The 20,560-nt window shown below is 67.8% G+C and carries 18 protein-coding genes; 1 reads left to right on the plus strand and 17 read right to left on the minus strand.

The genetic code is table 11. The features are described 5' to 3' along the window. Positions 1-5: 5 nt before the first annotated feature. From purF to leuC, 15 genes are all read right to left on the minus strand, one after another. The gene (gene purF, locus B1A74_RS00450) at positions 6-1,517 is read right to left on the minus strand and encodes an amidophosphoribosyltransferase (RefSeq protein ID WP_077243451.1); all 1,512 of its coding nucleotides are present in this window, start codon (positions 1,515-1,517) and stop codon (positions 6-8) included. Between the two features lie 90 nt (positions 1,518-1,607). Continuing rightward, positions 1,608-2,198, minus strand: a complete 591-nt coding sequence (locus B1A74_RS00455; protein WP_077243452.1) for a CvpA family protein — start codon at positions 2,196-2,198, stop codon at positions 1,608-1,610. A 54-nt stretch (positions 2,199-2,252) separates the two neighbouring features. Beyond that, on the minus strand, positions 2,253-2,909 hold the full coding sequence (locus tag B1A74_RS00460; RefSeq protein ID WP_018945736.1) for an SPOR domain-containing protein: 657 nt from the start codon (positions 2,907-2,909) through the stop codon (positions 2,253-2,255). Next, positions 2,885-4,243 (minus strand): bifunctional folylpolyglutamate synthase/dihydrofolate synthase, encoded by a 1,359-nt coding sequence (locus B1A74_RS00465; RefSeq protein ID WP_077243453.1) that lies wholly within the window; start codon positions 4,241-4,243, stop codon positions 2,885-2,887. Before B1A74_RS00465 ends, B1A74_RS00460 begins: the two co-directional genes overlap by 25 nt. A gap of 4 nt (positions 4,244-4,247) precedes the next feature. Beyond that, the gene (gene accD, locus B1A74_RS00470) at positions 4,248-5,213 is read right to left on the minus strand and encodes an acetyl-CoA carboxylase, carboxyltransferase subunit beta (protein WP_018945734.1); all 966 of its coding nucleotides are present in this window, start codon (positions 5,211-5,213) and stop codon (positions 4,248-4,250) included. 32 nt (positions 5,214-5,245) lie between these two features. Further along, positions 5,246-6,079, minus strand: coding sequence for a tryptophan synthase subunit alpha (gene trpA, locus B1A74_RS00475; protein ID WP_018945733.1), 834 nt, complete (start codon positions 6,077-6,079; stop codon positions 5,246-5,248). Then, positions 6,076-7,287: a tryptophan synthase subunit beta gene (trpB, locus tag B1A74_RS00480; RefSeq protein ID WP_018945732.1), complete on the minus strand. Its 1,212-nt coding sequence runs from the start codon at positions 7,285-7,287 to the stop codon at positions 6,076-6,078. The genes trpA and trpB overlap by 4 nt, the downstream gene beginning before the upstream one ends. After that, entirely contained in the window at positions 7,280-7,915 is a 636-nt protein-coding gene (locus B1A74_RS00485; protein ID WP_077243454.1) for a phosphoribosylanthranilate isomerase, read from the minus strand. Before B1A74_RS00485 ends, trpB begins: the two co-directional genes overlap by 8 nt. A 57-nt stretch (positions 7,916-7,972) precedes the next feature. Continuing rightward, positions 7,973-8,800, minus strand: a complete 828-nt coding sequence (gene truA, locus B1A74_RS00490; protein ID WP_077243455.1) for a tRNA pseudouridine(38-40) synthase TruA — start codon at positions 8,798-8,800, stop codon at positions 7,973-7,975. A gap of 37 nt (positions 8,801-8,837) precedes the next feature. Next, positions 8,838-9,512 carry a hypothetical protein gene (locus tag B1A74_RS00495; RefSeq protein ID WP_018945729.1) on the minus strand — a complete coding sequence of 225 codons (675 nt, stop codon included), beginning with the start codon at positions 9,510-9,512 and terminating at the stop codon, positions 8,838-8,840. Between the two features lie 89 nt (positions 9,513-9,601). Beyond that, positions 9,602-12,112 (minus strand): FimV/HubP family polar landmark protein, encoded by a 2,511-nt coding sequence (locus B1A74_RS00500; RefSeq protein ID WP_483028309.1) that lies wholly within the window; start codon positions 12,110-12,112, stop codon positions 9,602-9,604. Positions 12,113-12,259: 147 nt separating this feature from the next. Then, positions 12,260-13,285 carry an aspartate-semialdehyde dehydrogenase gene (locus B1A74_RS00505; RefSeq protein WP_077243457.1) on the minus strand — a complete coding sequence of 342 codons (1,026 nt, stop codon included), beginning with the start codon at positions 13,283-13,285 and terminating at the stop codon, positions 12,260-12,262. Positions 13,286-13,314: 29 nt separating this feature from the next. Beyond that, positions 13,315-14,391 carry a 3-isopropylmalate dehydrogenase gene (leuB, locus tag B1A74_RS00510; RefSeq protein WP_208855969.1) on the minus strand — a complete coding sequence of 359 codons (1,077 nt, stop codon included), beginning with the start codon at positions 14,389-14,391 and terminating at the stop codon, positions 13,315-13,317. A 152-nt stretch (positions 14,392-14,543) separates the two neighbouring features. Next, positions 14,544-15,182: a 3-isopropylmalate dehydratase small subunit gene (gene leuD, locus B1A74_RS00515; RefSeq protein WP_077243459.1), complete on the minus strand. Its 639-nt coding sequence runs from the start codon at positions 15,180-15,182 to the stop codon at positions 14,544-14,546. A 3-nt stretch (positions 15,183-15,185) separates the two neighbouring features. Next, on the minus strand, positions 15,186-16,595 hold the full coding sequence (gene leuC, locus B1A74_RS00520) for a 3-isopropylmalate dehydratase large subunit (protein ID WP_077243460.1): 1,410 nt from the start codon (positions 16,593-16,595) through the stop codon (positions 15,186-15,188). A gap of 296 nt (positions 16,596-16,891) precedes the next feature. Between leuC and B1A74_RS00525 the strand changes: the two genes are divergently transcribed. Beyond that, positions 16,892-17,782, plus strand: coding sequence for a LysR family transcriptional regulator (locus B1A74_RS00525; RefSeq protein WP_077243461.1), 891 nt, complete (start codon positions 16,892-16,894; stop codon positions 17,780-17,782). Between the two features lie 6 nt (positions 17,783-17,788). Here the strand turns inward: B1A74_RS00525 and B1A74_RS00530 are convergent, their stop codons facing one another. Both B1A74_RS00530 and arsJ read right to left on the minus strand, forming a co-directional pair. After that, positions 17,789-18,949, minus strand: a complete 1,161-nt coding sequence (locus B1A74_RS00530; protein ID WP_425274665.1) for a GGDEF domain-containing protein — start codon at positions 18,947-18,949, stop codon at positions 17,789-17,791. A gap of 113 nt (positions 18,950-19,062) precedes the next feature. Beyond that, positions 19,063-20,298 carry an organoarsenical effux MFS transporter ArsJ gene (arsJ, locus tag B1A74_RS00535; RefSeq protein WP_077243463.1) on the minus strand — a complete coding sequence of 412 codons (1,236 nt, stop codon included), beginning with the start codon at positions 20,296-20,298 and terminating at the stop codon, positions 19,063-19,065. Positions 20,299-20,560: the final 262 nt, after the last annotated feature.

The raw sequence follows: 20,560 nt of genomic DNA on the forward strand, positions 1-20,560 counted from the left end.
GTCGCCTACTTCTTGTTGGCCAGATCAAGGACTTCGCCCGCGACCGGCGTGTTTTTCACGCCGTCGGCGCGGGCCGCGGCCAGCTGGTCCAGATAGCCATCCGGCAGCTCGGTCACGTATTCGCCGGTAAATACCGAGCAGTCGAATTCGTCGATCGAGCGGTTTCCGCGCCACACCGCAGCCTTCAGGTCATCCAGGTCCTGGTAGATCAGCCGATCGGCGGCAATGGCCTCGCAGACCTCGTCCTCGTCGCGTCCGTGGGCGATCAGCTCGTGTGCGGCCGGCATGTCGATCCCGTAGACATTGGGATAGCGCACCGGCGGCGCGGCGGAGGCAAAATACACCTTCCTCGCCCCGGCCTCGCGTGCCATCAGCACGATCTCGCGCGAGGTGGTCCCGCGCACGATGGAATCGTCCACCAGCATCACGTTCTTGCCGCGGAACTCCAGCGAGATGGCATTGAGCTTCTGCCGTACCGACTTCTGCCGCTTGGTCTGCCCCGGCATGATGAAGGTCCGGCCGATGTAGCGGTTCTTGATGAAGCCCTCGCGGTACTTGATGTCCAGCTCGTGGGCCATCTCCAGCGCGACGGTGCGCCCCGTGTCGGGGATGGGCACAATCACGTCGATATCGTGATCCGGCCACTCGCGGCGGATCTTCTCGCCCAGCGCCGTGCCCATGCGCATGCGTGCGCGATGAACGAATACGTTGTCGATCACCGAATCGGGCCGGGCGAAATAGACGTGCTCGAAGATGCAGGGCGTCAGCCGCGTGTTTTCCGCACATTCCCGCGTGTACACCTCGCCGTCGGGGGTGATGAACAGAGCCTCGCCCGGTGCCAGATCGCGCTCCAGTTCGAAACCCAGGGATTCCAGCGCCGCGCTTTCCGAGGCCGCCATCCATTCAAGGCCTTGCCCGTCTTCGGCTTCGCGCGAGCCGTAGACCAGCGGCCGGATCCCCTGCGGGTCGCGGAACGCCAGCATCCCGCGGCCGGCGATCATGGCCACCACGCCGTACGCCCCGCGCGCCCGCTGGTGCACCCGTTCCACCGCATCAAAGACAGAGTCCGGCGTCAGGCCGTTGTCGATGAAACGGAGCAGCTCCTGGGCGAAGACATTGAGCAGGATCTCGGAGTCGGAGTCGGTATTGATGTGGCGGCGGTCGGTGGCGAACAGCTCGTGCTTGAGCTCCCCGGCATTGGTCAGATTACCGTTGTGCCCCAGCGTGATGCCGAACGGCGAATTCACGTAGAAGGGCTGGGCCTCGGCCGAAGACGAGGAACCGGCGGTGGGATAACGCACATGGCCGATCCCCATATTGCCGGTCAGCGTCTGCATGTGGTGATTGTTGAACACATCGCGCACCAGCCCGTTGTCCTTGCGCAAATGCAGCCGCCCGTCATCGTCGCAGGTCACGATGCCCGCGGCATCCTGGCCACGGTGCTGCAGCACCAGCAGGGCATCATAAATGGGCTGATTGACCGGGGAACGGCCAACGATTCCGACAACTCCGCACATACTGACTCCAGGGGGTTCGGGATGGCCCTTGCGTGATCGGGCCGGATCGGTGATTCGTTTCGACGGGTGATGTAATTTACGGCTGACGTCCTATTGCGGCGTATCCGGCGGTCCGGCATCCGGTTCGACCCCGGACTCGAACGGGAACGGGGCCTCCCCGTGGGCGCCCGCGTCCGTCTCGCCTCCGGACAGCAGACCCTCCAGATGTTCCCGCCAGTCTTCGGGGAGCAGTCCCAGCATCCAGTCGACCACGCGCTCGAAATGCGGGATGAGCATGCTGCGCTCCCACCAGCCCTCCTCCGGCATCAGGGTCAGCGAGGCGAGGAACACCAGCATGGCCACCAGCACCACACCGCGCAGAGCACCAAAGATGATGCCCAGGGCACGGTCGGTCCCGGTGAGCCCGGTCCCCTTCACCAGCTTGCCCGCCAGCACGCCCAGCAGGCCGCCCACGATCAGCACGGCAATGAACAGCACCGCGAAGCCGATTGCGAGCCGCACGGTCTCGTCCGGGACGGCGTCCGGCAGGATCACGGCGACGTCAGCGGCAAAGCGGATGCCCACCCATACGCCCACGATCCACGTCGCCAGCGAGAAGGTCTCGCGCACGAATCCGCGGAACAGGCTGATCACCCCTGATACGGCGATCAGGGCAATAATGACAAGGTCGATCCAGTTCACGGTGTCAGTCTATCGCAGGCTTGCTGGAACACGTACATCGATGCGTGGCGGCCTTCAGGGGAAGGTCACCACGATCCCGGACAAATCCCGTTCTTCTTCCAGGTCCTCGCGCAGGCGGATCGCCGCTTCGCGATCGGCCCGAGGCCCGACCTTGACCCGGTAGACGGTCTCGCCGTCCACCGTCACGTCCTCGACAAACGCCGCCAGACCGGCATCCCGCAGGGCCTGTTCCTGTTCGCGCGCATTGTCCCCGTCCCGGTAACTGCCGACCTGGACCGCCCATCCACTGGTGACCTCCTGCGTCGGCTCCCCCTCGCGCCGCAGCGGCTCCGGCCCCTGCGCCGCCTCGGTTTCGGGACTGGCCACAGAGTCGTCCCCGGCCATGTCATCTTCGTCATCTTCCGCGTCACGGTCCGATGGCAATCTCCGCGCCTCCGCAACGCGCGACGTATCCATACCGGGCGTTTCCATCTCGTCCTCCGGTGCTTCATCGCGCATGCGCATGTCACGTTCCGACGGCAACGGCACGTCCGGCTCGGCGAACTGCGGTGCCTCGGGGACCGGGTCTTCCGCGTCCGTCATGTACTGGTAACCCGCCCCGTCGAACACCCATGGCAGGAAAATCACCGCGAGCGCGATCAGGATCACCGCGCCGACCAGGCGATAACGCACAACCGGCTCGTCGCTCACGGTGACACCTCGCCCGCGCATACCGGCTCCACCGGGCGCGTCGCCGTGGCTGCCGCCTCGGCCAGGAACGCGGGCCCTTCGGTCGCGGCGGCAGCCACGGTGTGGAACGACCCGAACACCACCACGCGTCCCGACGCCCCGGCCAGCTCCCGCGCCCGGTCCAGCCCCTGCGCCACGCTCGCCGCCGGGGCTTCGACCCGGTCGACACCGGCTGCGGCCAGTTCCGCGGCCATATCGGCCGCCGGCAGCGCGCGCGGAAGATCCAGGGACAGCGGCACCCAGTGGTCGACCACCTCGTCGAGGGCCGCCCACATCGCGGCGCGCTCCTTGTCGGCCATCACCGCCACGGCGGCGACCACCGGACCCGATACCGGTCGCGCCCGCAGCCAGCGGGCCAGTTCTGCGACCGCATGCCCGTTATGGGCTACGTCGAGCAACCATTCGGGCTCGGCCCCACCCGGGCGAACCCGCTGCAGCCGACCCGGCGCCTGGCTGCGCAACGCGGCTTCCACCACGGCGCCGTCCAGGCGGTATTCCAGCCCGAGACCCGCCACCACGGCCATGGCCGTGGCCAGGTTCACGCGTGCGGCGCCATCCACGGTCGCGACCGCCTCCGGCGCGAGTTCCAGCAGGGTCTCCTCGGCTTCGAAGCACCACTGCAGCGCATCCGCACGTCCCACGGCAGGCTGCAGGTCGTAGTCCTCGCCCACCCGACGTACCGGCACGTCGAGCAAGCGAGCCCTGGCCTGCACGCTGTCGGGCGGATCCGGGTCGCCCAGCATCAGCGGGCGAGCCTCGCGCAGGATCCCCGCCTTTTCGGCCCCGATCGCCTCGCGGGTGTCACCCAACCATTTCTGATGATCCAGATCCACCGCGGTAATGACGGCAATGTCGGCGTCCCAGATATTGGTCGCGTCCAGCCGCCCGCCCAGGCCCACCTCCAGCACCTGCACGTCCACCGCGGCCTCGCGAAAAAGCCAGCCGGCGGCGAGCGCGGCGAATTCGAAATAGGTCAGCGAGTCCTCGCCCCGCGCCCGATCCACCGCGTCAAAGGCCCGGCACAGCGCATCGTCCTCGGCTTCGACGCCGTTGATGCGAATGCGTTCGTTGTAGCGAACCAGATGGGGGGAGGTGAACAGACCGGTGCGCAGACCCATCGCCTGCAGCAGGCCCGCGGTTCGCGTGGCCACGCTGCCCTTGCCGTTGGTCCCGGCCACCAGCACCGTACGCGGCGCATGCCGGCACAGCCCCAGGCGATCGGCGACCCGGGTCGCCCGCTCCAGGGTCAGATCCATGGCGACCGGGTGCAGGGTCTCCTGCCAGCTCAGCCAGTCGTCGAGACGTTCGAAGCGCACGGCCTCAGTCGGCCGGCCGGCCGCGGCTTTCGTCCGCTCCCGCGGTGGCCGGCACGGCCGCGTCCACGGAACCGGAATGGGCTTCGCGGCTTCCGGGCTCGGGATCCTCGCCCGGGGCCGGCGCGTGCATCATCATGCCCAGGATGGACGCCATGCGGGTGCGCATCTCACGACGGTCGACAATCATGTCGATGGCGCCATGATCCAGCAGGAATTCCGAGCGCTGAAAGCCCTCCGGCAGGGTCTCGCGCACCGTCTGCTCGATCACCCGCGGACCGGCAAAACCGATCAGCGCCTGGGGTTCCGCCGCGTTGACATCGCCCAGCATGGCCAGACTGGCCGAAACCCCGCCCATGGTGGGGTCGGTCATCACCGAGACGAACGGGATGCGCTCCTCGCGCAGGCGCGCCAGTACCGCGCTGGTCTTGGCCATCTGCAGCAGCGAGAACAGCGCCTCCTGCATGCGCGCTCCGCCCGATGCGCTGAAGCAGACCAGCGGGATCTGTTTCTCCAGCGCCCGATCCGCACCGCGCACGAAGCGCTCGCCGACCGCCGAGCCCATGGAGCCGCCCATGAAACGAAAATCGAAGGCCGAGGCCACCAGTGGCCGACCCAGCAGCTGCCCTTCCATCACCACCAGGGCGTCGCGCTCACCGGTGGATTTCTGCGCGGCCGCGAGGCGGTCCTTGTATTTCTTGGAATCGCGGAACTTGAGGACATCCGAGGATTCGATGTTTTCCGCAATCTCCTCGCGTCCCTGTTCGTCGAGGAAGGTCTCCAGACGCCGCCGCGCGTGCATGCGCCGGTGATGCCCGCACTTGGGGCAGACATCCAGATTGCGCTCCACCTCGGGACGGTAGAGCGTGGCATCACAACCTTCGCAACGCACCCACAGACCTTCCGGGACCCCGCGCTTGTTCGCGTTGTCGGTGCGGATGCGCGAGGGCATCAACTTTTCGAACCAGCTCATGCCGACTCCGTCACGGACGCAAAACGCGCATTCTACACCGAGCCGGCGGCACTCGTGGAGCGTGCCGCATCCATCGCGCGACGCATCTCACCGAGTTTGTCCGCCGCCGCACGGATGAAGCCCGCCGAATCCCCCGGATGGGCCTCCGCCAAGCTGACCAGCGCACTGCCAACCACCACCGCATCGGCCACCCGCGCCACGGCCGCCGCGGATTCCGCGTCGCGGATCCCGAAGCCCACGCCCAGGGGCAGATCGGTGTATTGGCGGATCGCGTCCAGACGCTCATTCAGCGCCGAGGGGTCCAGACTCTGCGAACCGGTTACACCCTTGAGCGAGACGTAATACACAAACCCGCGCGCAGCGCGGGCCAGGTGACCGATACGCTCGCTGGAGGTCGTCGGTGCCACCAGGAAGATCGGGTCAATTCCCGCCCGATCGAGCAGGCCGGTCACCTCGTCGCATTCCTCCGGCGGCAGGTCCACCGTCAGCAGGCCGTCCAGGCCAGCGGCAGCCGCAGCCTCGGCGAATGCCTCGAAGCCCATGCGTTCCACCGGGTTGAGATAGCCCATCAGCACCACCGGCGTATCCGCGTCGCGTTCCCGGAACTGACGCACCATCTCCAGCACGTCGCGCAGCCCGGTGCCATGCTGCAGGGCCCGCTCGTGCGCGCGCTGGATCACCGGCCCGTCGGCCATCGGGTCGGAGAACGGGACCCCCAGCTCGACCAGGTCGGCGCCGGCGTCGACCAGCGCATGCATCAGGTCGACCGTCGCTCCCGGCTCCGGGTCGCCCGCGGTGATGTAGGGCACCAGGGCTGCGCGCCCGGCCCCACGGCATTGTTCGAAGCGTTGCTGGATGCGGCTCACAGCGTAATCCCCTCGCGGTCGGCCACGGTGGCGAGGTCCTTGTCGCCACGGCCGGACAGGTTGACGATGATGCTCTGGTCCGGGCGCATGGTGGGCGCCAGCTCGAGCACGTGCGCGATCGCATGGCTGGTTTCCAGCGCCGGGATGATGCCCTCGGTGCGGGTCAGGCGATGGAAGCCGGCCAGAGCCTGATCGTCGGTCACCGACACGTAGCTCGCCCGGCCGATGTCCTTCAGCCACGCATGCTCCGGCCCCACGCCGGGGTAGTCCAGCCCGGCCGAGATGGAGTGCGTGCCGATGATCTGGCCGTTGTCGTCTTCCATCAGGTAGGTGCGGTTGCCGTGCAGCACGCCGGGGCGCCCGGCGCCCAGCGGCGCGGAATGGCGCCCGGTATCCACGCCCTCGCCGCCGGCTTCCACGCCGACCATCTCCACGGACTCATCCGCCAGAAACGGATGGAACAGACCGATGGCGTTGGAACCGCCACCCACGCAGGCCACCAGGGTATCGGGGAGGCGACCGGTCGCTTCCACGTGCTGCTCACGGGCCTCGCGTCCGATCACCGCCTGAAAGTCGCGGACCATGGCCGGATACGGGTGCGGACCGGCGACCGTGCCAATGATGTAGAACGTGTCGTCGACGTTGGTGACCCAGTCGCGCATCGCCTCGTTGAGGGCATCCTTCAGGGTGCGGGTCCCGGAGGTCACCGGCACCACCTCCGCGCCCAGCAGGCGCATGCGATAGACGTTGGGGGCCTGGCGGCGGGTATCTTCCTCGCCCATGTAGATCACGCACTCCAGCCCCAGGCGAGCCGCGACGGTGGCGGTGGCCACGCCGTGCTGCCCGGCCCCGGTCTCGGCGATGATGCGCTTCTTGCCGAGATGCCGCGCCAGCAGTGCCTGGCCAATGGTGTTGTTCACCTTGTGCGCGCCGGTGTGGTTGAGATCCTCGCGCTTGAGATAGATCTGCGCGCCGCCCAGCTCGCGCGACAGCCGCTCCGCGTGATAGAGCGGATTCGGCCGCCCCACGAACTGCCGCAGATCGCGATCCAGCTCGGCCAGAAATGCCGGGTCCTTCATGTAGCGTTCGTACACGTCCTGCAGTTCGTCCAGCGCCCCCATCAGGGTCTCCGACACGAACCGCCCGCCGTACACGCCGAAATGCCCGCGGGCATCCGGGAACGCCCCCCAGTCGATCGCTTCACTCATTCAGTGTCACCTCGTTGCGTCGCACCGCGCGCACGAAGGCGCGCATGCGTTCCGGTTCCTTGATCCCGGGTGCGGACTCCACCCCGGAGCTCACGTCGACCCCCCAGGGGCACGTTACGTTCAATGCCGCCTGTACCGACTCGGGATCCAGCCCGCCGGCCAGCAGCCACGGCCGTGGCAGGTCGGGCGGGATCCGCGACCAGTCGAAGCGGTGGCCGGTTCCGCCGGTACGCCCGCCACCGTGGCTGTCGAGCAGGAACCCGCGTGCCTGCGGGTGCGCGTCCATCGCCCGGCGCGGATCCGCATCGCCGGCCATCGCGACCGCCTTCAGATACGGCCGGCCGAACCGCGTACAGTCCGCCGCCTCCTCGTTCCCGTGGAACTGCAGGCAGTCCAGCGGCACGACGTCCAGGACCTCCTCCACCCGCCGGGGATCCGGATCCACGAACAGACCCACGGCGCTCACCAGCGGCGGCAGCGCCGCGGCAATCCCTGCGGCCTGCTCCGCGCCCACGCAACGCCGACTGGCCGGGTGAAACACCAGGCCCACGGCATCGGCCCCGGCCTCAGCCGCCGCGCGCGCCTGTTCCGGGGTCGTGACCCCGCAGATCTTGATCCGATAACGCATTCGCCAAGCCTACCAGAACGCGCCGGATTCCCGCGGATACCCTGCCCGGGATCACCCTTACACACTGGCCGGCACCGGTCCCAGAACCGGCGCCTCCTGGTCCGGCATCGCAAATTCCGGCGGGTATTCCACCTGCACGAAGTACAGCCCCCCGGCCGGCGCCGTGATCCCCGACTGGCGCCGATCCCGCGCCGCCAGCACCTCGCGGGGCCAGTCCAGCTCCGCTCGGCCGTCGCCCACCGCCAGCAGTACGCCCGCGATGTTACGCACCATATGATGCAGAAACGCATTGGCATGCACGTCCACCAGCACGTACTCACCGCGCCGCCGGACCGTCACTTCGTGCACGCGGCGCACCGGCGACTTCGCCTGACAGGCCGCCGCGCGCAGACTGGTGAAATCCTGCTCGCCGACAAAATGCCGCGCCGCCTCCTGCATCCGCGCGACATCCAGCGGCCGCCGCCACCAGGCCACGCGGCCCGCCTCCAGACCCGGCCGCACGGGTCGGTTCGCGATCACGTAGCGATACCGGCGGGAACGCGCCGCGAAACGGGCATGGAACGCCGGTGCGACCGGCTGCGCCCAGCGAATCGCAATCGAATCCGGCAGGTTGGTGTTGCCCCCCAGGATCCAGGCATGCGCCTCACGCCGGCTCGCGGTGTCGAAATGCACCACCTGAGCCGTGGCATGCACCCCCGCATCGGTTCTTCCGGCGCAGGTCAGTTCCAGCGGGTGATCCGCGACAAAGCCAAGCGCCTTCTCCAGTTTCTCCTGCACACTGGGCCCGTCCTTCTGCCGCTGCCAGCCCAGCCACGGCGTACCGTCGTATTCGACCCCGGCCGCCCAGCGCTGCAAGCCCGCCTCCGGTTCCCTTGTCTCGCCCATCCGCTGCCCGTACTCCCCGTCTTTCCTCGGTGCCGGTTCATCCCGTCACCCAACCGCCCCACTGCAACCCCAGTGCGACCATTCCCACCAGCGCCATCCAGCCGGTCTCCACTCCCCGCCAGCGATCCTCGCGCACCGGCATCGGGGAGCCCGGAGCGGGCTGTTCCGATTCGGCCGGATCCAGGGCCGCGTCCAGCCGCTGCACCAGCCATTCACGCACCGCATCCACCCTCGCCCTGCGGTCCCCCGACAGCCGGCCCCGCCGAGCTTCGATTCCGGCCCGGTCGCGTTCGAACGCCTCCAGCGCCAGGAACAGCCGGCGCGCGAAAGAGTGTCCGGCCCCCAGCGCTGAACCCCGCCGACCGCCCAGCACGCTGCCCAGGGCCGGCACCAGTTCCGTGCGCGCGTACCGATCCGTCAGCCAGACCACGGCCAGCACCACCAGCATCAGCGCCACGATCCGCGTAGCTGCCTCCAGCAGCCCCGCCGCGGTGCCTCCACCCACGGGCCACAGCCCGAAGAAAAGGGCCAGTGACAGGTAGAACCATTTCATGCGCCACCACATGCGCACCGCACGTTCCCACGGGAACGCTCGCAGCCCCGGGGCCAGCAGCAGGGCCGGCACCGTCACGGAGACGGCCACCGGGGATGCCGTCAGCACGGCCCCCGACAAGAGCAGAACGGCCCCCAGGGCCCCGATCGCCAGTTGCATGACCACCTCCCCAACGCGAAAAGGGGCCCGCAGGCCCCTCTCGCCGGTACGGTCCGGACCGCGGGCGAACCCGCCGACCGACCACCCCGTCAGGCGTCTTTCAGCTGGTCCTGGATCGCCCGGGCCCGCTCTTTCTCTTCATCCGACCCGGAGGCCATGATCTCGTCGATCAGGTCCTGCGCACCTTCCTGGTCACCCATGTCCGCATAGGCCTGGGCCAGATTCAGCCGGGTCTCGTTATCATCTTCGCCTTCGGCCGCCGGAGCCGCGGGTTCCTCCGCCGCCGGTTCGTCTGCTTCCGCGGACGCAACCGGTGGCTCGCCAGCGCCTGCTTCGTCGCCCAGCAACTCGTCCAGATCCATGGACGGCACATCGCCGCCGGCATCGCCACCGGCAGGCTGACTGTCATCGGAGGACGGCAGATCCGACTCCTCGATATCAAAGGACAGATTGTCGAGGTCGTCGAGATCCCCCGCCGCATTCCCGGCTTCCGAACCCTGGCTGGCAGCGGCCAGTTCTTCGTCGAGCCCGGTATCGGCCTCGAAATCCATGCCGCCATCGAGCTCACCGGCCGCCTTTTCCGGCGCCGTCGGCTCGTCCGCACCCGAGGCCTCCTGTTCCTCGGCAAAACCGGACAGGTCAAACTCCCCGGGTTCGTCGGCCGAATCGCTGGCTGCGGTATCCGCGGACGGCGTACCCGAGGCCGCAGAAGCGTCGCCCGATCCGGCTTCCAGGTCCGCGAGTTTCTCGCGGATCTCGCCGTCTTCCGGACCCAGGCGTTCGCGCAGGCTGGCGGCGGCCTGGCGCATCTCGGAGTCGCGCCCCTGAGCCGCGAAGGCTTCCACCAGCTTCAGGCGGTACTGGAGATTGCCGGGCTCATCGTCGATGGCCGAGGACAGGGTATCGACGGCCTGATCGTTCATGCCGTAGGCGAGGCAGACATCCACTTCGGCCAGCACATCGTCGGCGCTCATGCCCGCGGTTTCCGACGCCCCGCTTTCACCAGCCGGGGTCGGCTCGCCCACCGCTTCTTCCGGCTGGCTCATCCCCCCATCGTCCCCGTCGCCCGGGCGCGCAGGCGTGGCCGGGGTCTCGTCCTGCGGTTCCGCACCGGTGCCACCGGCCGAGGCGGCAACGGCGCCTCCAGCAGCCACCCCCGTGGCACCCGCCACCGCGGCGCCCGAAACGGACGCCTCGGACGCCTCCTCGCGGGCCTCGTAGCCGCTGCGCGGATCCGGGGTCGCCTTCACGCCGGAGTTGTCCACCCGGGCATTGCGGTCGCCACCCGGGCCACCCGGGCCGCCACCACGACCGCCGCGGGCGAATGCCAGCAGAACCAGCACCAGCAACACGACCAGGGCGATGGCCATCATCATCAGCAGCGGGTCGTTCATGATCCGCTGGTGCAGCGGAGCGTCACGTTCGGCCTCGGCCTCTTCCATGCGCGCCCGCAGTTCCGCCCGCTCGTCCTGCAGCTCCGCGAGCTGGCCTTCCAGCGTGGCCAGTTCCTCGCTGGCGATCTCGGCCACCTGTTCGCGATCCTGCAGGGATTCGCGCATGCGAGCGATTTCTTCCCGCATTTCGTCCATTTCGGCACGCTGCGAGATCAGGGCCTCCTGGACGACTTCGGGCGATTCGGCGATCAGCGCCGCTTCCTCACCTTCCGGCAGCACGTCGGTAACGATTTCGAGACGGTCATCCACTGCGTCCGCATCGTCTTCGGCCGCCACGGCTTCGCCGTCTTCGCGTTCGGATTCCTCTTCACGAGCTTCGGCGTCTTCCTCGGGCTCGTCTCTCACCTCTTCCTCGACGGCTTCTTCGGCCGCGTCCGGATCCGCCTCCTCGGTCACCTCTTCGGCGACCTCGGGCTCGGGCTCCGGCTCCGGTTCGGGACGCGTACGCGCCTGCCAGTCTTCGGTCTGACGCTGGATCTCTTCGCGCGCCCCGGCGGCGTCCACCGCTTCCAGCGCCGCACGATCGGGCGCGCTCAGTTCCACGTCGGCACGCAGCGCATTGACGTTGCCATCGATAAAGGCATCGGGATTTTCCCGCAGGAATGCGAGCATGGCCTGCTCGTTGCTGACCCCGCTCAGCCCGGCCCGCTGCACGATCGCATACAGCGTGTCGCCCGAGCGTACGCGATAGGTGTCCTGCGGGGCCCGGCGGTCGTCATCGGTCGCGGTGGTGCGTGCCGCCGCACGATCATCCGGAAGCGTTCCCGGAGGATCCAGCAGCAGGTTGAGTTCACGATAACTGCGCCCCCCGTCCCAGCGGGCTTCCAGAAGGATCCCGATGTAGGGCTCGCGCACGGGCTCGCGGGTGCGCAGGACGACCTCGCGATCCTGCCCTTCGCCACGCAGTTCAACCCGCAGGTCCCCCGGCACGCGGCCCCGGTCCAGTCCCGCCCGGCGGTACCGTTCTTCGGAGGCCTGACGCACCTGCAGCGATTCATCGGTCGCCGCCTCTCCGCGCAGCGCCACCCGGACATCCAGCGCCTGGTTCAACGTGGACCGGATCTGGGGATCGCCCAGCCCCACGGAGCTGGAAGAGGCCGGCGCGACCAGCAAAAGAATAATGAGCCCGAATAGTAACTTGCGCACGAACGTCCCCCTGTGTGTGCGTGGTTGCTGTCCGGGGCAGCCCGTGTCTCTGCCGACACGGGCTGTTGCCCGGCCCGCCGACACGGGCTGTTGCCCGGCCCCTTGAACAATGAGGCTACCAGATCCCCGGCATATTGTGGGATTTAATCACAGGTAATCGCGGATCAAAACCTCGGCGATCTGGATCGTGTTCAAGGCTGCGCCCTTGCGCACATTATCGGAAACCACCCACATATCCAGTCCGCGGGGATGCGAAATGTCCTCGCGGATACGGCCGACGTACACCGCATCGGTGCCGCTGCTTTCGGTCACGGCGGTCGGGTACCCTCCGTCCTCGTGGCGATCCAGCACCTCGATGCCCGGTGCGGCCACCAGCAATTCGCGCGCGCGTTCGGCCGAGATCTTCTCGCGGGTTTCGATGTGCAGCGCTTCGGAATGCCCGTAGAACACCGGGATGCGCACCGCCGTGGGGTTCATCTGGATGGACTCGTCGCCCATGATCTTGCGGGTCTCCCAGACCATCTTCATTTCTTCCTTGGTGTAGCCGTTATCCTGGAAGACATCGATATGCGGCAGCGCGTTGAACGCGATCTGCTTGGGGTAGACGCTGCATTCCACCGGGCGACCGTTCAGCAGGGCCGCAGTCTGGTGCGCCAGCTCCTCGATCGCGTCCTTGCCGGTTCCTGAGACCGCCTGGTAGGTCGCGACATTCACGCGTTCGACCCCCACCGCGTCGTGCAGAGGCTTGAGCGCGACCAGCATCTGGATGGTGGAGCAGTTGGGATTGGCGATGATCCCGTGGCGCTCGTAGTCGCCCACCGCATCCGGATTGACCTCCGGGATCACCAGCGGGATCTCGGGGTCATAACGGAACTGCGAGGTGTTGTCGATCACCACGCATCCGGCCGCGGCCGCCTTTGGCGCGTATTCCTTCGACACCGACGCTCCCGGCGAGAACAGCCCGATATCCACCTGCGAAAAATCGAACTGCGCGAGGTCCTCCACAATCAGCTCGCGGTTCCCGTAGGAGACGGTGCTGCCGGCCGAGCGTTCGCTGGCCAGGGCATGCACCCGGTCCAGCGGCAGGTCCCGCTCGGCCAGGATGGAGAGCAGGGTCTCGCCGACGGCACCGGTGGCGCCGACGACGGCCACGTTGAACTTGCGATCACTCATGTCGGGGTCCTGTAACGTTAAAAAGGGTGTCAGGCGTCGTCCAGCGCAGCGACCAGGGCATCCCCCATACCCTGGGTCGACACCAGCTGCATGCCGTCGCCATGGATGTCCGGGGTCCGCAGGCCCTGATCGAGCACCCGCCCCACCGCGGCTTCCAGACGTTCGGCAAGGTCGTTGCGGTTGAGGCTGTGCCGCAGCATCATGGCAATCGACAGCACGGTCGCCATCGGATTGGCCTTGCCCTGCCCGGCAATGTCCGGCGCGGAGCCATGGATCGGTTCGTACAGACCAACGCCCTCGCTGTTCAGCGAGGCGGACGGCAGCATGCCGATGGAGCCGGTCAGCATCGCGGCCGCATCCGACAGGATGTCACCGAACATGTTGCTGGTCACCATCACGTCGAACTGCTTCGGATCGCGCACCAGCTGCATGGCCGCGTTGTCCACATACATGTGGGACAGCTCGACCTCGGGGAACTCCTGCCCGACGCGCTCGACCACCTCGCGCCACAGCTCCGAGACCTCCAGCACATTGGCCTTGTCCACCGAGCACAGGCGCTTGTTGCGCTTCATCGCGGCCTCGAATCCGACCCGCGCGATGCGCTCGATCTCGGATTCGGTGTAGCCGGCGGTGTTGTAACCGTAGCGCTGCCCGTCGCGCTGTTCGATGCCGCGCGGCTGGCTGAAGTAGATACCCCCGGTCAGTTCGCGCACGATCAGCAGATCCAGCCCGCTCACCACCTCGGGCTTGAGGGTGGAGGCCGAAGCCAGCTGCGGGTAGAGGATCGCCGGGCGCAGATTGGCGAACAGTTCGAGATCGGAACGGATCCCCAGCAGGCCGCGCTCGGGGCGCAGATCGCGTTCCAGGGATTCGTACTGCGGGCCGCCGACCGCGCCCAGCAGGATCGCATCGGCGCGGCGCGCCTGCTCCCGCGTCGCCTCGGGGTAGGGGTGCCCGGCCGCATCATGCGCCGCCCCGCCGATCAGGCCCTGTTCGATCTCCAGTTCGAGGCCGCCGATCTCGGCGACGCGTTCCAGCACCTTCAGCGCCTCGGCCACGATCTCGGGCCCGATCCCGTCACCGGGCAATACCAGAATTCGGTTCACAAACCTCTCCTAACCATCAGATCTATCGAATTTCTTTTCCACCCGCAGGAGGCCAGCCCTCTGGCCGATTGGGCGCCAGGACAGGCTCCATCGGCCAGAGGGCTGGCCTCCTACGGGGGTAACCCCGTCCCGGCGCCCGGTCGGCCAGACCGTTATTCCACCATCCACGGGCGTTCCTGCCGCAGGCGTTCTTCATAGGCACGAATATCGTCCGCGAACTGCAGGGTCAGGGCAATGTCGTCCAGCCCGTGCAGCAGGCGGTGGCGGCGGTCCTCATCCAGCGTGAAGCGGAACACCGTAGCGTCCGGCGCGGTCACGGTCATCTCTTCCAGGTTGACCTCGACCTGCGCGCCCGGATTCGCTTCGACCTGCTCGAACAGGTTCTGCACCTCGTCCTCGGCCAGCACCACCGGCAGCAGCCCGTTCTTGCAGCTGTTGGAGAAAAAGATGTCGGCGAACGACGGCGCGATCACCGCGCGAAAGCCGAAGTCGGTCAGCGCCCACACCGCGTGCTCGCGCGAGGAACCGCAGCCGAAGTTCTTGCGCGCCAGCAGGATGGTCGCCTGGTCATACGGCGGCCGGTTGAGCACGAAGTCGGGGTTCGGCTGGCGCTGCGAGTGGTCCATGCCCGGCTCGCCCGGGTCCAGGTAGCGCCAGTCATCGAACGCGTTGGGGCCGAAGCCGGTGCGCTTGACCGACTTCAGATACTGCTTGGGGATGATCGCGTCGGTATCCACATTGGAGCGGTCCAGCGGCGCGACAATGCCCTTGTGTACGGTAAAGGCCTGCATCGCTCAGCCCTCCAGCTCGGACGGTTCGATGAAATGCCCGGCCACGGCAGCGGCCGCGGCCAGCGCGGGGCTGACCAGATGCGTACGTCCGCCCTGCCCCTGGCGGCCCTCGAAGTTGCGGTTCGAGGTCGAGGCGCAGCGCTCGCCCGGCTCCAGGCGGTCGGCGTTCATCGCCAGGCACATCGAGCAGCCCGGCTCGCGCCACTCGAAGCCGGCGTCCAGGAAGATGCGGTCCAGCCCTTCCTGTTCCGCCTGCTGCTTCACCAGCCCGGAGCCCGGCACCACCATCGCCAGCTTGATGTTATCGGCCTTCCTGCGCCCCTTCACCACCTCGGCGGCAGCACGCAGGTCCTCGATGCGCGAATTGGTGCAGGAGCCGATGAACACCTTGTCCGGGCGGATCTCCGTCATCGGGGTATTCGCCTTCAGGTCCATGTACTCCAGCGCGCGCTGCATGCCCTCGGCACGTACCGGGTCGGACTCGGCCGCCGGGTCCGGCACCCGCCCGTCGATCGGCGCGACCATCTCCGGCGAGGTGCCCCAGCTGACCTGCGGGGCGATCTCGGCGGCATCCAGCTCCACCACCGCGTCGAACTCGGCATCCGGGTCGGAAACCAGCGTGCGCCAGTACTCGGCCGCGCGTTCGAACATCTCGCCGGTGGGCGCCTGCGGCTTGCCACGCACGTATTCGATGGTCTTCTCGTCCACCGCGACCATGCCCGCGCGGGCCCCGGCCTCGATGGACATGTTGCAGATACTCATGCGGCCCTCGATCGACAGGCTGCGGATCGCCGAGCCGGCGAACTCGATCGCGTAGCCGGTGCCGCCCGCGGTGCCGATACGGCCGATGATCGCCAGCACGATATCCTTGGCGGTCACGCCCGGGCGCAGCTCGCCCTCCACGCGGATCTGCATGGCCTTCGTCTTTTTCTGCCACAGGCACTGGGTGGCCAGCACGTGTTCCACCTCGGAGGTGCCGATACCGAAGGCCAGCGCGCCCAGCGCGCCGTGGGTGGAGGTGTGCGAGTCGCCGCAGACCACGGTCATGCCCGGCAGGGTCGCGCCCTGCTCCGGCCCGATCACGTGCACGATGCCCTGGCGCACGTCGGCCATAGGGAAGAACTTCAGCCCGAAGCCGGACACGTTACTCTCCAGCGTCTCCACCTGGGTGCGCGAGACCGGATCCTCGATCCCGGCATCCCGATTGGTGGTGGGCACGTTGTGGTCCGGCACCGCCAGCACGGAATCGCCGCGCCACGGCTTGCGCCCGGCCAGGCGCAGACCCTCGAAGGCCTGCGGGCTGGTCACCTCGTGCACCAGATGGCGATCAATGTAGAGCAGCGTGGAGCCATCCGGCTCCTCGCGTACCACATGCGCCTCCCACAACTTGTCGTACAGGGTCTTGCCTGCCATTCCTCACTCCCGCGGCCGCGCCGCGATGTTCCTGCCATATTTTCGGTGAGCGGCCGCCAAAGCCCCCTGTAGGAGGCCAGCCCTCTGGCCGATTCGACGTTGGGGCAAATCGGCCAGAGGGCTGGCCTCCTACGGGCGGGCATGCCGATCACATCGTCAGTCTGCGGCTGCCGCGATATTCTTTCAAATCCGATTTCTTATCCGTATCATTCCACACGGTTATCAATCGGCGGCGAACGAGCCGGATTCGCCCATCGAACCAACCATTATCGCACGCAGCCCCTGGAGAGACAGGCATGCGCCCGGAACAACTGAGTGTCGAATCCCTTCAGGCCTTCGTCGCGGTGGTCGACACGGGTGCGTTCTCCGCGGCAGCCGAACGTCTGCACCTGACGCAACCAGCGATCAGCAAGCGCATTCAGGCCCTGGAGGCCACCCTGGAACGCCCGCTGTTCGAGCGCCAGGGACGGCGCGTGCGCCCGACCGAGGTGGCCGAACGCCTGCTGCCCGAGGCGCGCGAGATCCTCGCCCGGCTGCGGGCGATCGAACAGCAGATCGCCGATCTGGACACCGTGGTACGCGGTCGCATCCGCCTGGCCACTTCCCATCACATCGCGCTGCACCGCCTGCCCGACCCGCTGGCCGCGCTGGGCGGGCGCTACCCGGACCTCGAACTCGAGCTGGCATTCATGGACTCCGAAGCGGGTATCCAGGCCGTGCTGCACGGCGACGCCGACCTGGCCCTCGCCACGCTGCCCGAGTCGCTGCCCGACGGAATCGAGGCCCGGACCGTGTGGACCGACGAACTGGTGCCCATGATCGCCCGCGCGCAGGCCATCCGTACGCCCGGCGACACCCTCGCGCGCCTGCGGGACTGGCCGGCCATCCTTCCCCCGGTGGATTCCACCACCCGTCGGCGGATTGAACAGGCCCTGGCCACGGCGGAGCTGCGCCCGGCCGCCGCCCAGGAGAGTCCCTATCTGGAGGTCATCCGCATGATGATCGCCGCCGGCCTCGGCATCGGCTTTCTCCCGCGCGACATGGCCACCGAGGAGCTCGCGGTGCTCGACTGGCCCGGGCCGCCCGTCCTGCGTTCACTGGGCTGGGTGCGTCATGCCGCGCGCTACCATTCGCGGGCCCTGCAGGCGGTGATCGAGAAACTGGAGGGTTCCGGCCCGCCCGCCTGACACGGCTCAGTTGGCCACGGGTCTGGCGGCGTCTCCGGCAGCCGCGCGCACGCAGTTGCGTCCGGCGGACTTGGCTTCGTACATGCCCAGATCCGCCCGGCCGAGGGCCGCATCGATCGACTCCTCCGGCATCCAGGCGGCGACCCCCACGCTCGCGGTCATGCGCACCACCGCGCTCCCGCTCTGTACGCAAAGGGCCTGAACCTCCGAGCGCAGGCCCTGGGCGCGCTTTTCCGCCTGCTCCAGGGACATCCCCGGCAACAGCACGCCGAACTCCTCACCGCCGAGCCGCGCCAGGGTCTCCCCGGGCTTCAGGGTATCTCTGAGCACGCGCGCCACGCTGCGCAGGACCTCGTCGCCCACTGCATGACCGTGACGATCGTTCACGCCCTTGAAGTGGTCCAGATCCAGCAGCACGACCGTCAGCGGCTCCTCCTCCAGACGCGCGCGATGGCGGGCCGCCTCGGCGGCATCGAAGAATCCGCGCCGGTTGGCCACTCCGGTCAGCGGATCCGTGGTGGACATGCGCACCAGCCGGTCAAGCGCCGCAAACTGCCAGTGCCGCAGCACGTCCTCGCGATGGGCGATGGCCAGAAGGACCAGCAGCACGAAGGAGACGAACAGTCCCGCCAGATGGGCCTCGCTCCCCTGCACATCGTCGGTCTTGCCCAGCGCAACCGCCCACGTCGCCAGCAGCAGAACTCCGGTCAGGCCCCAGCGCCAGCGCCCGGTGTTAGGCAACAGCAGCACGAACACCATCCCGACAAAGGCGAACTGGCTGGTATCCAGGACCGGACTGGAGTGCTCCAGTCCGTGGACGAAAGTCAGGGCCAGCGTCAGCAACGCTACCCCGAGCCCCGTCAGCGGCGCGATGGTCAGCAGACCCTCCGGCCAGCGCCATACGCTCAGAGCCGCCCCGAGCAGCATCGCCGCGAATACCCCCCGCAACACGAACGCCACTTCCAGCCACCCGCCTTCCAGCTGCGCCAGATCCAGCGGCACCAGCGCCGCCAGCATCGCCAGGATCAGTGCGAGCACCACCAGAAACGTCACTCGCATCCCGCGGGATCGCTCGCTGCGGAACCGCGCCTCCAGCACATCGTCGGCGAACGCCGCAGTCCAGGGTGACGGTCGCGGCAGCGGAACCGGAAGGTGGCCGTGCGTCATGTAGCCTCGATGATCGGCCACCCGCTTCCCCTTCGAATGGATATTGACAGTGCAGGATCCCACGACAGGTGTGAGCGTACCAGAGGCATACCGTGACCGGCACGCCGGATCGTTCAGGCGTGCAGGGCCTCGCGCGGCAGCGCCGAGGAAATCATCCAGGCGGCAAAGACAAACAGCGTGGAGGCCACAAGCGCCCCCTCCAGCCCCCAGAGCATGAAGATGGCACCGGAGGCGACGGTCCCGACCAGACGCCCCCCGGCATTGGCCATGTAGTAGAAGCCAACCTTCATCGCCACGCGGTCGGCCTCGGCGTAGTCGAGGATCAGGAAGGAGTGCACGGCCGAGTTGATGGCGAACACGACGCCGAACAGGCCCAGCCCGACCATCAGCACCCACGCCGGGTCCAGGCCGGCCTCCAGGCCGATCACGATGGCCAGCGGCAGCAGCATGAGAACGAACGCCCACAGACGCGCGGTCAGCCCGGTCGGATGCACCCCGCCCCGGCCCAGCAGGCGCGGCACCGACGCCTGCACGATGCCGTAACCGATCACCCACAGTGCCAGAAACGCCCCCACCTGCATGTGGTTCCAGTCCAGGGTCGCGCTCAGGAACACCGGCAGCGCGACCACGAACCAGACATCGCGCGCGCCAAACAGGAAAAAGCGCGCGGCCGACAGCACGTTGATCGTGCTGGAGTTGGAGAACATCCGGGTGAACTTCGGCTTGCCGCCGACCTTGCCAAGGCCACGCGGCAGCCCGACCACCGAGAACAGCATCACCAAGGCGAGCATCCCGGCCAGGACCACCAGCGCCAGCTGGAATCCGATCGAGTACAGCAGCGCCCCACCGACGAAGAAACCGACCCCCTTCAGCGCGTTCTTGGAGCCGGTGAGCACCGCGACCCAGCGAAACAGACGCCCTTCGCCGTCGCCGGCGACCAGCTTCACGCCGGATTTCGCGCTCATCTTGTTCAGGTCCTTGGCGATCCCCGACAGGGCCTGCGCGAACATCACGTACGCCACCCCCAGCCAGGCCTCGGGCACCGTGAGCATCAACAGGGCCGCTACCTGCAACAGCGTCCCGCCGATCATCGTGATGTTCACCCCCAGCCGCGCGGCCAGCCAGCCACCGGTCAGGTTGGTGACCACCCCGAACAGCTCGTAGAACAGGAACAGGAAGGCGATCTCCAGCGGGCTGTAGCCCAGCTGGTGGAAGAACAGCACGACCAGCATGCGGATCGCGCCGTCGGTGATGGTGAACGCCCAGTAGTTCGCGGTGATGCGCGCGTAGGCGCCCACGCCGAGTACCGGCGAAGCGTCAGAATCGGGACCAGGGAAACACTGATTCATGTACACGCTCGCGCTCGAGTCGCTTTTGCGTGCGAACAAGGCGCGGCGACCGCCATGCAGTCATTCTGCACAAGGCAGCCGCAACGCCGTGCGCGCGCCAAAGCGGCCGAGCCCCTTCGGGGTTGGCACCCCGGGTTCCCCGATCCTGCGTTGCGGCCCTTGCCGGTAGAACCACTACCGGCTGCGCACCGCGCCTTGTCCGGGAAACCCGGGGTGCCAACGCGAGCGTGTACATGGATCAGTGTTTCCCTGGGGGCCGCCT

The sequence above is a fragment of the Thioalkalivibrio halophilus genome, assembly GCF_001995255.1.
In the GTDB taxonomy this organism is placed as follows: domain Bacteria; phylum Pseudomonadota; class Gammaproteobacteria; order Ectothiorhodospirales; family Ectothiorhodospiraceae; genus Thioalkalivibrio; species Thioalkalivibrio halophilus.

What these genes read in the sequence shown, in the direction of transcription:
- purF (WP_077243451.1), bottom strand. Translation starts at nt 1,517, where the DNA reads ATGTGCGGAGTTGTCGGAATCGTTGGCCGTTCCCCGGTCAATCAGCCC.
- B1A74_RS00460 (WP_018945736.1), bottom strand. Translation starts at nt 2,909, where the DNA reads ATGCGCGGGCGAGGTGTCACCGTGAGCGACGAGCCGGTTGTGCGTTAT.
- accD (WP_018945734.1), bottom strand. Translation starts at nt 5,213, where the DNA reads ATGAGCTGGTTCGAAAAGTTGATGCCCTCGCGCATCCGCACCGACAAC.
- trpB (WP_018945732.1), bottom strand. Translation starts at nt 7,287, where the DNA reads ATGAGTGAAGCGATCGACTGGGGGGCGTTCCCGGATGCCCGCGGGCAT.
- B1A74_RS00485 (WP_077243454.1), bottom strand. Translation starts at nt 7,915, where the DNA reads ATGCGTTATCGGATCAAGATCTGCGGGGTCACGACCCCGGAACAGGCG.
- truA (WP_077243455.1), bottom strand. Translation starts at nt 8,800, where the DNA reads ATGGGCGAGACAAGGGAACCGGAGGCGGGCTTGCAGCGCTGGGCGGCC.
- B1A74_RS00495 (WP_018945729.1), bottom strand. Translation starts at nt 9,512, where the DNA reads ATGCAACTGGCGATCGGGGCCCTGGGGGCCGTTCTGCTCTTGTCGGGG.
- B1A74_RS00505 (WP_077243457.1), bottom strand. Translation starts at nt 13,285, where the DNA reads ATGAGTGATCGCAAGTTCAACGTGGCCGTCGTCGGCGCCACCGGTGCC.
- leuD (WP_077243459.1), bottom strand. Translation starts at nt 15,182, where the DNA reads ATGCAGGCCTTTACCGTACACAAGGGCATTGTCGCGCCGCTGGACCGC.
- leuC (WP_077243460.1), bottom strand. Translation starts at nt 16,595, where the DNA reads ATGGCAGGCAAGACCCTGTACGACAAGTTGTGGGAGGCGCATGTGGTA.
- B1A74_RS00525 (WP_077243461.1), top strand. Translation starts at nt 16,892, where the DNA reads ATGCGCCCGGAACAACTGAGTGTCGAATCCCTTCAGGCCTTCGTCGCG.
- B1A74_RS00530 (WP_425274665.1), bottom strand. Translation starts at nt 18,949, where the DNA reads ATGACGCACGGCCACCTTCCGGTTCCGCTGCCGCGACCGTCACCCTGG.
- arsJ (WP_077243463.1), bottom strand. Translation starts at nt 20,298, where the DNA reads ATGAATCAGTGTTTCCCTGGTCCCGATTCTGACGCTTCGCCGGTACTC.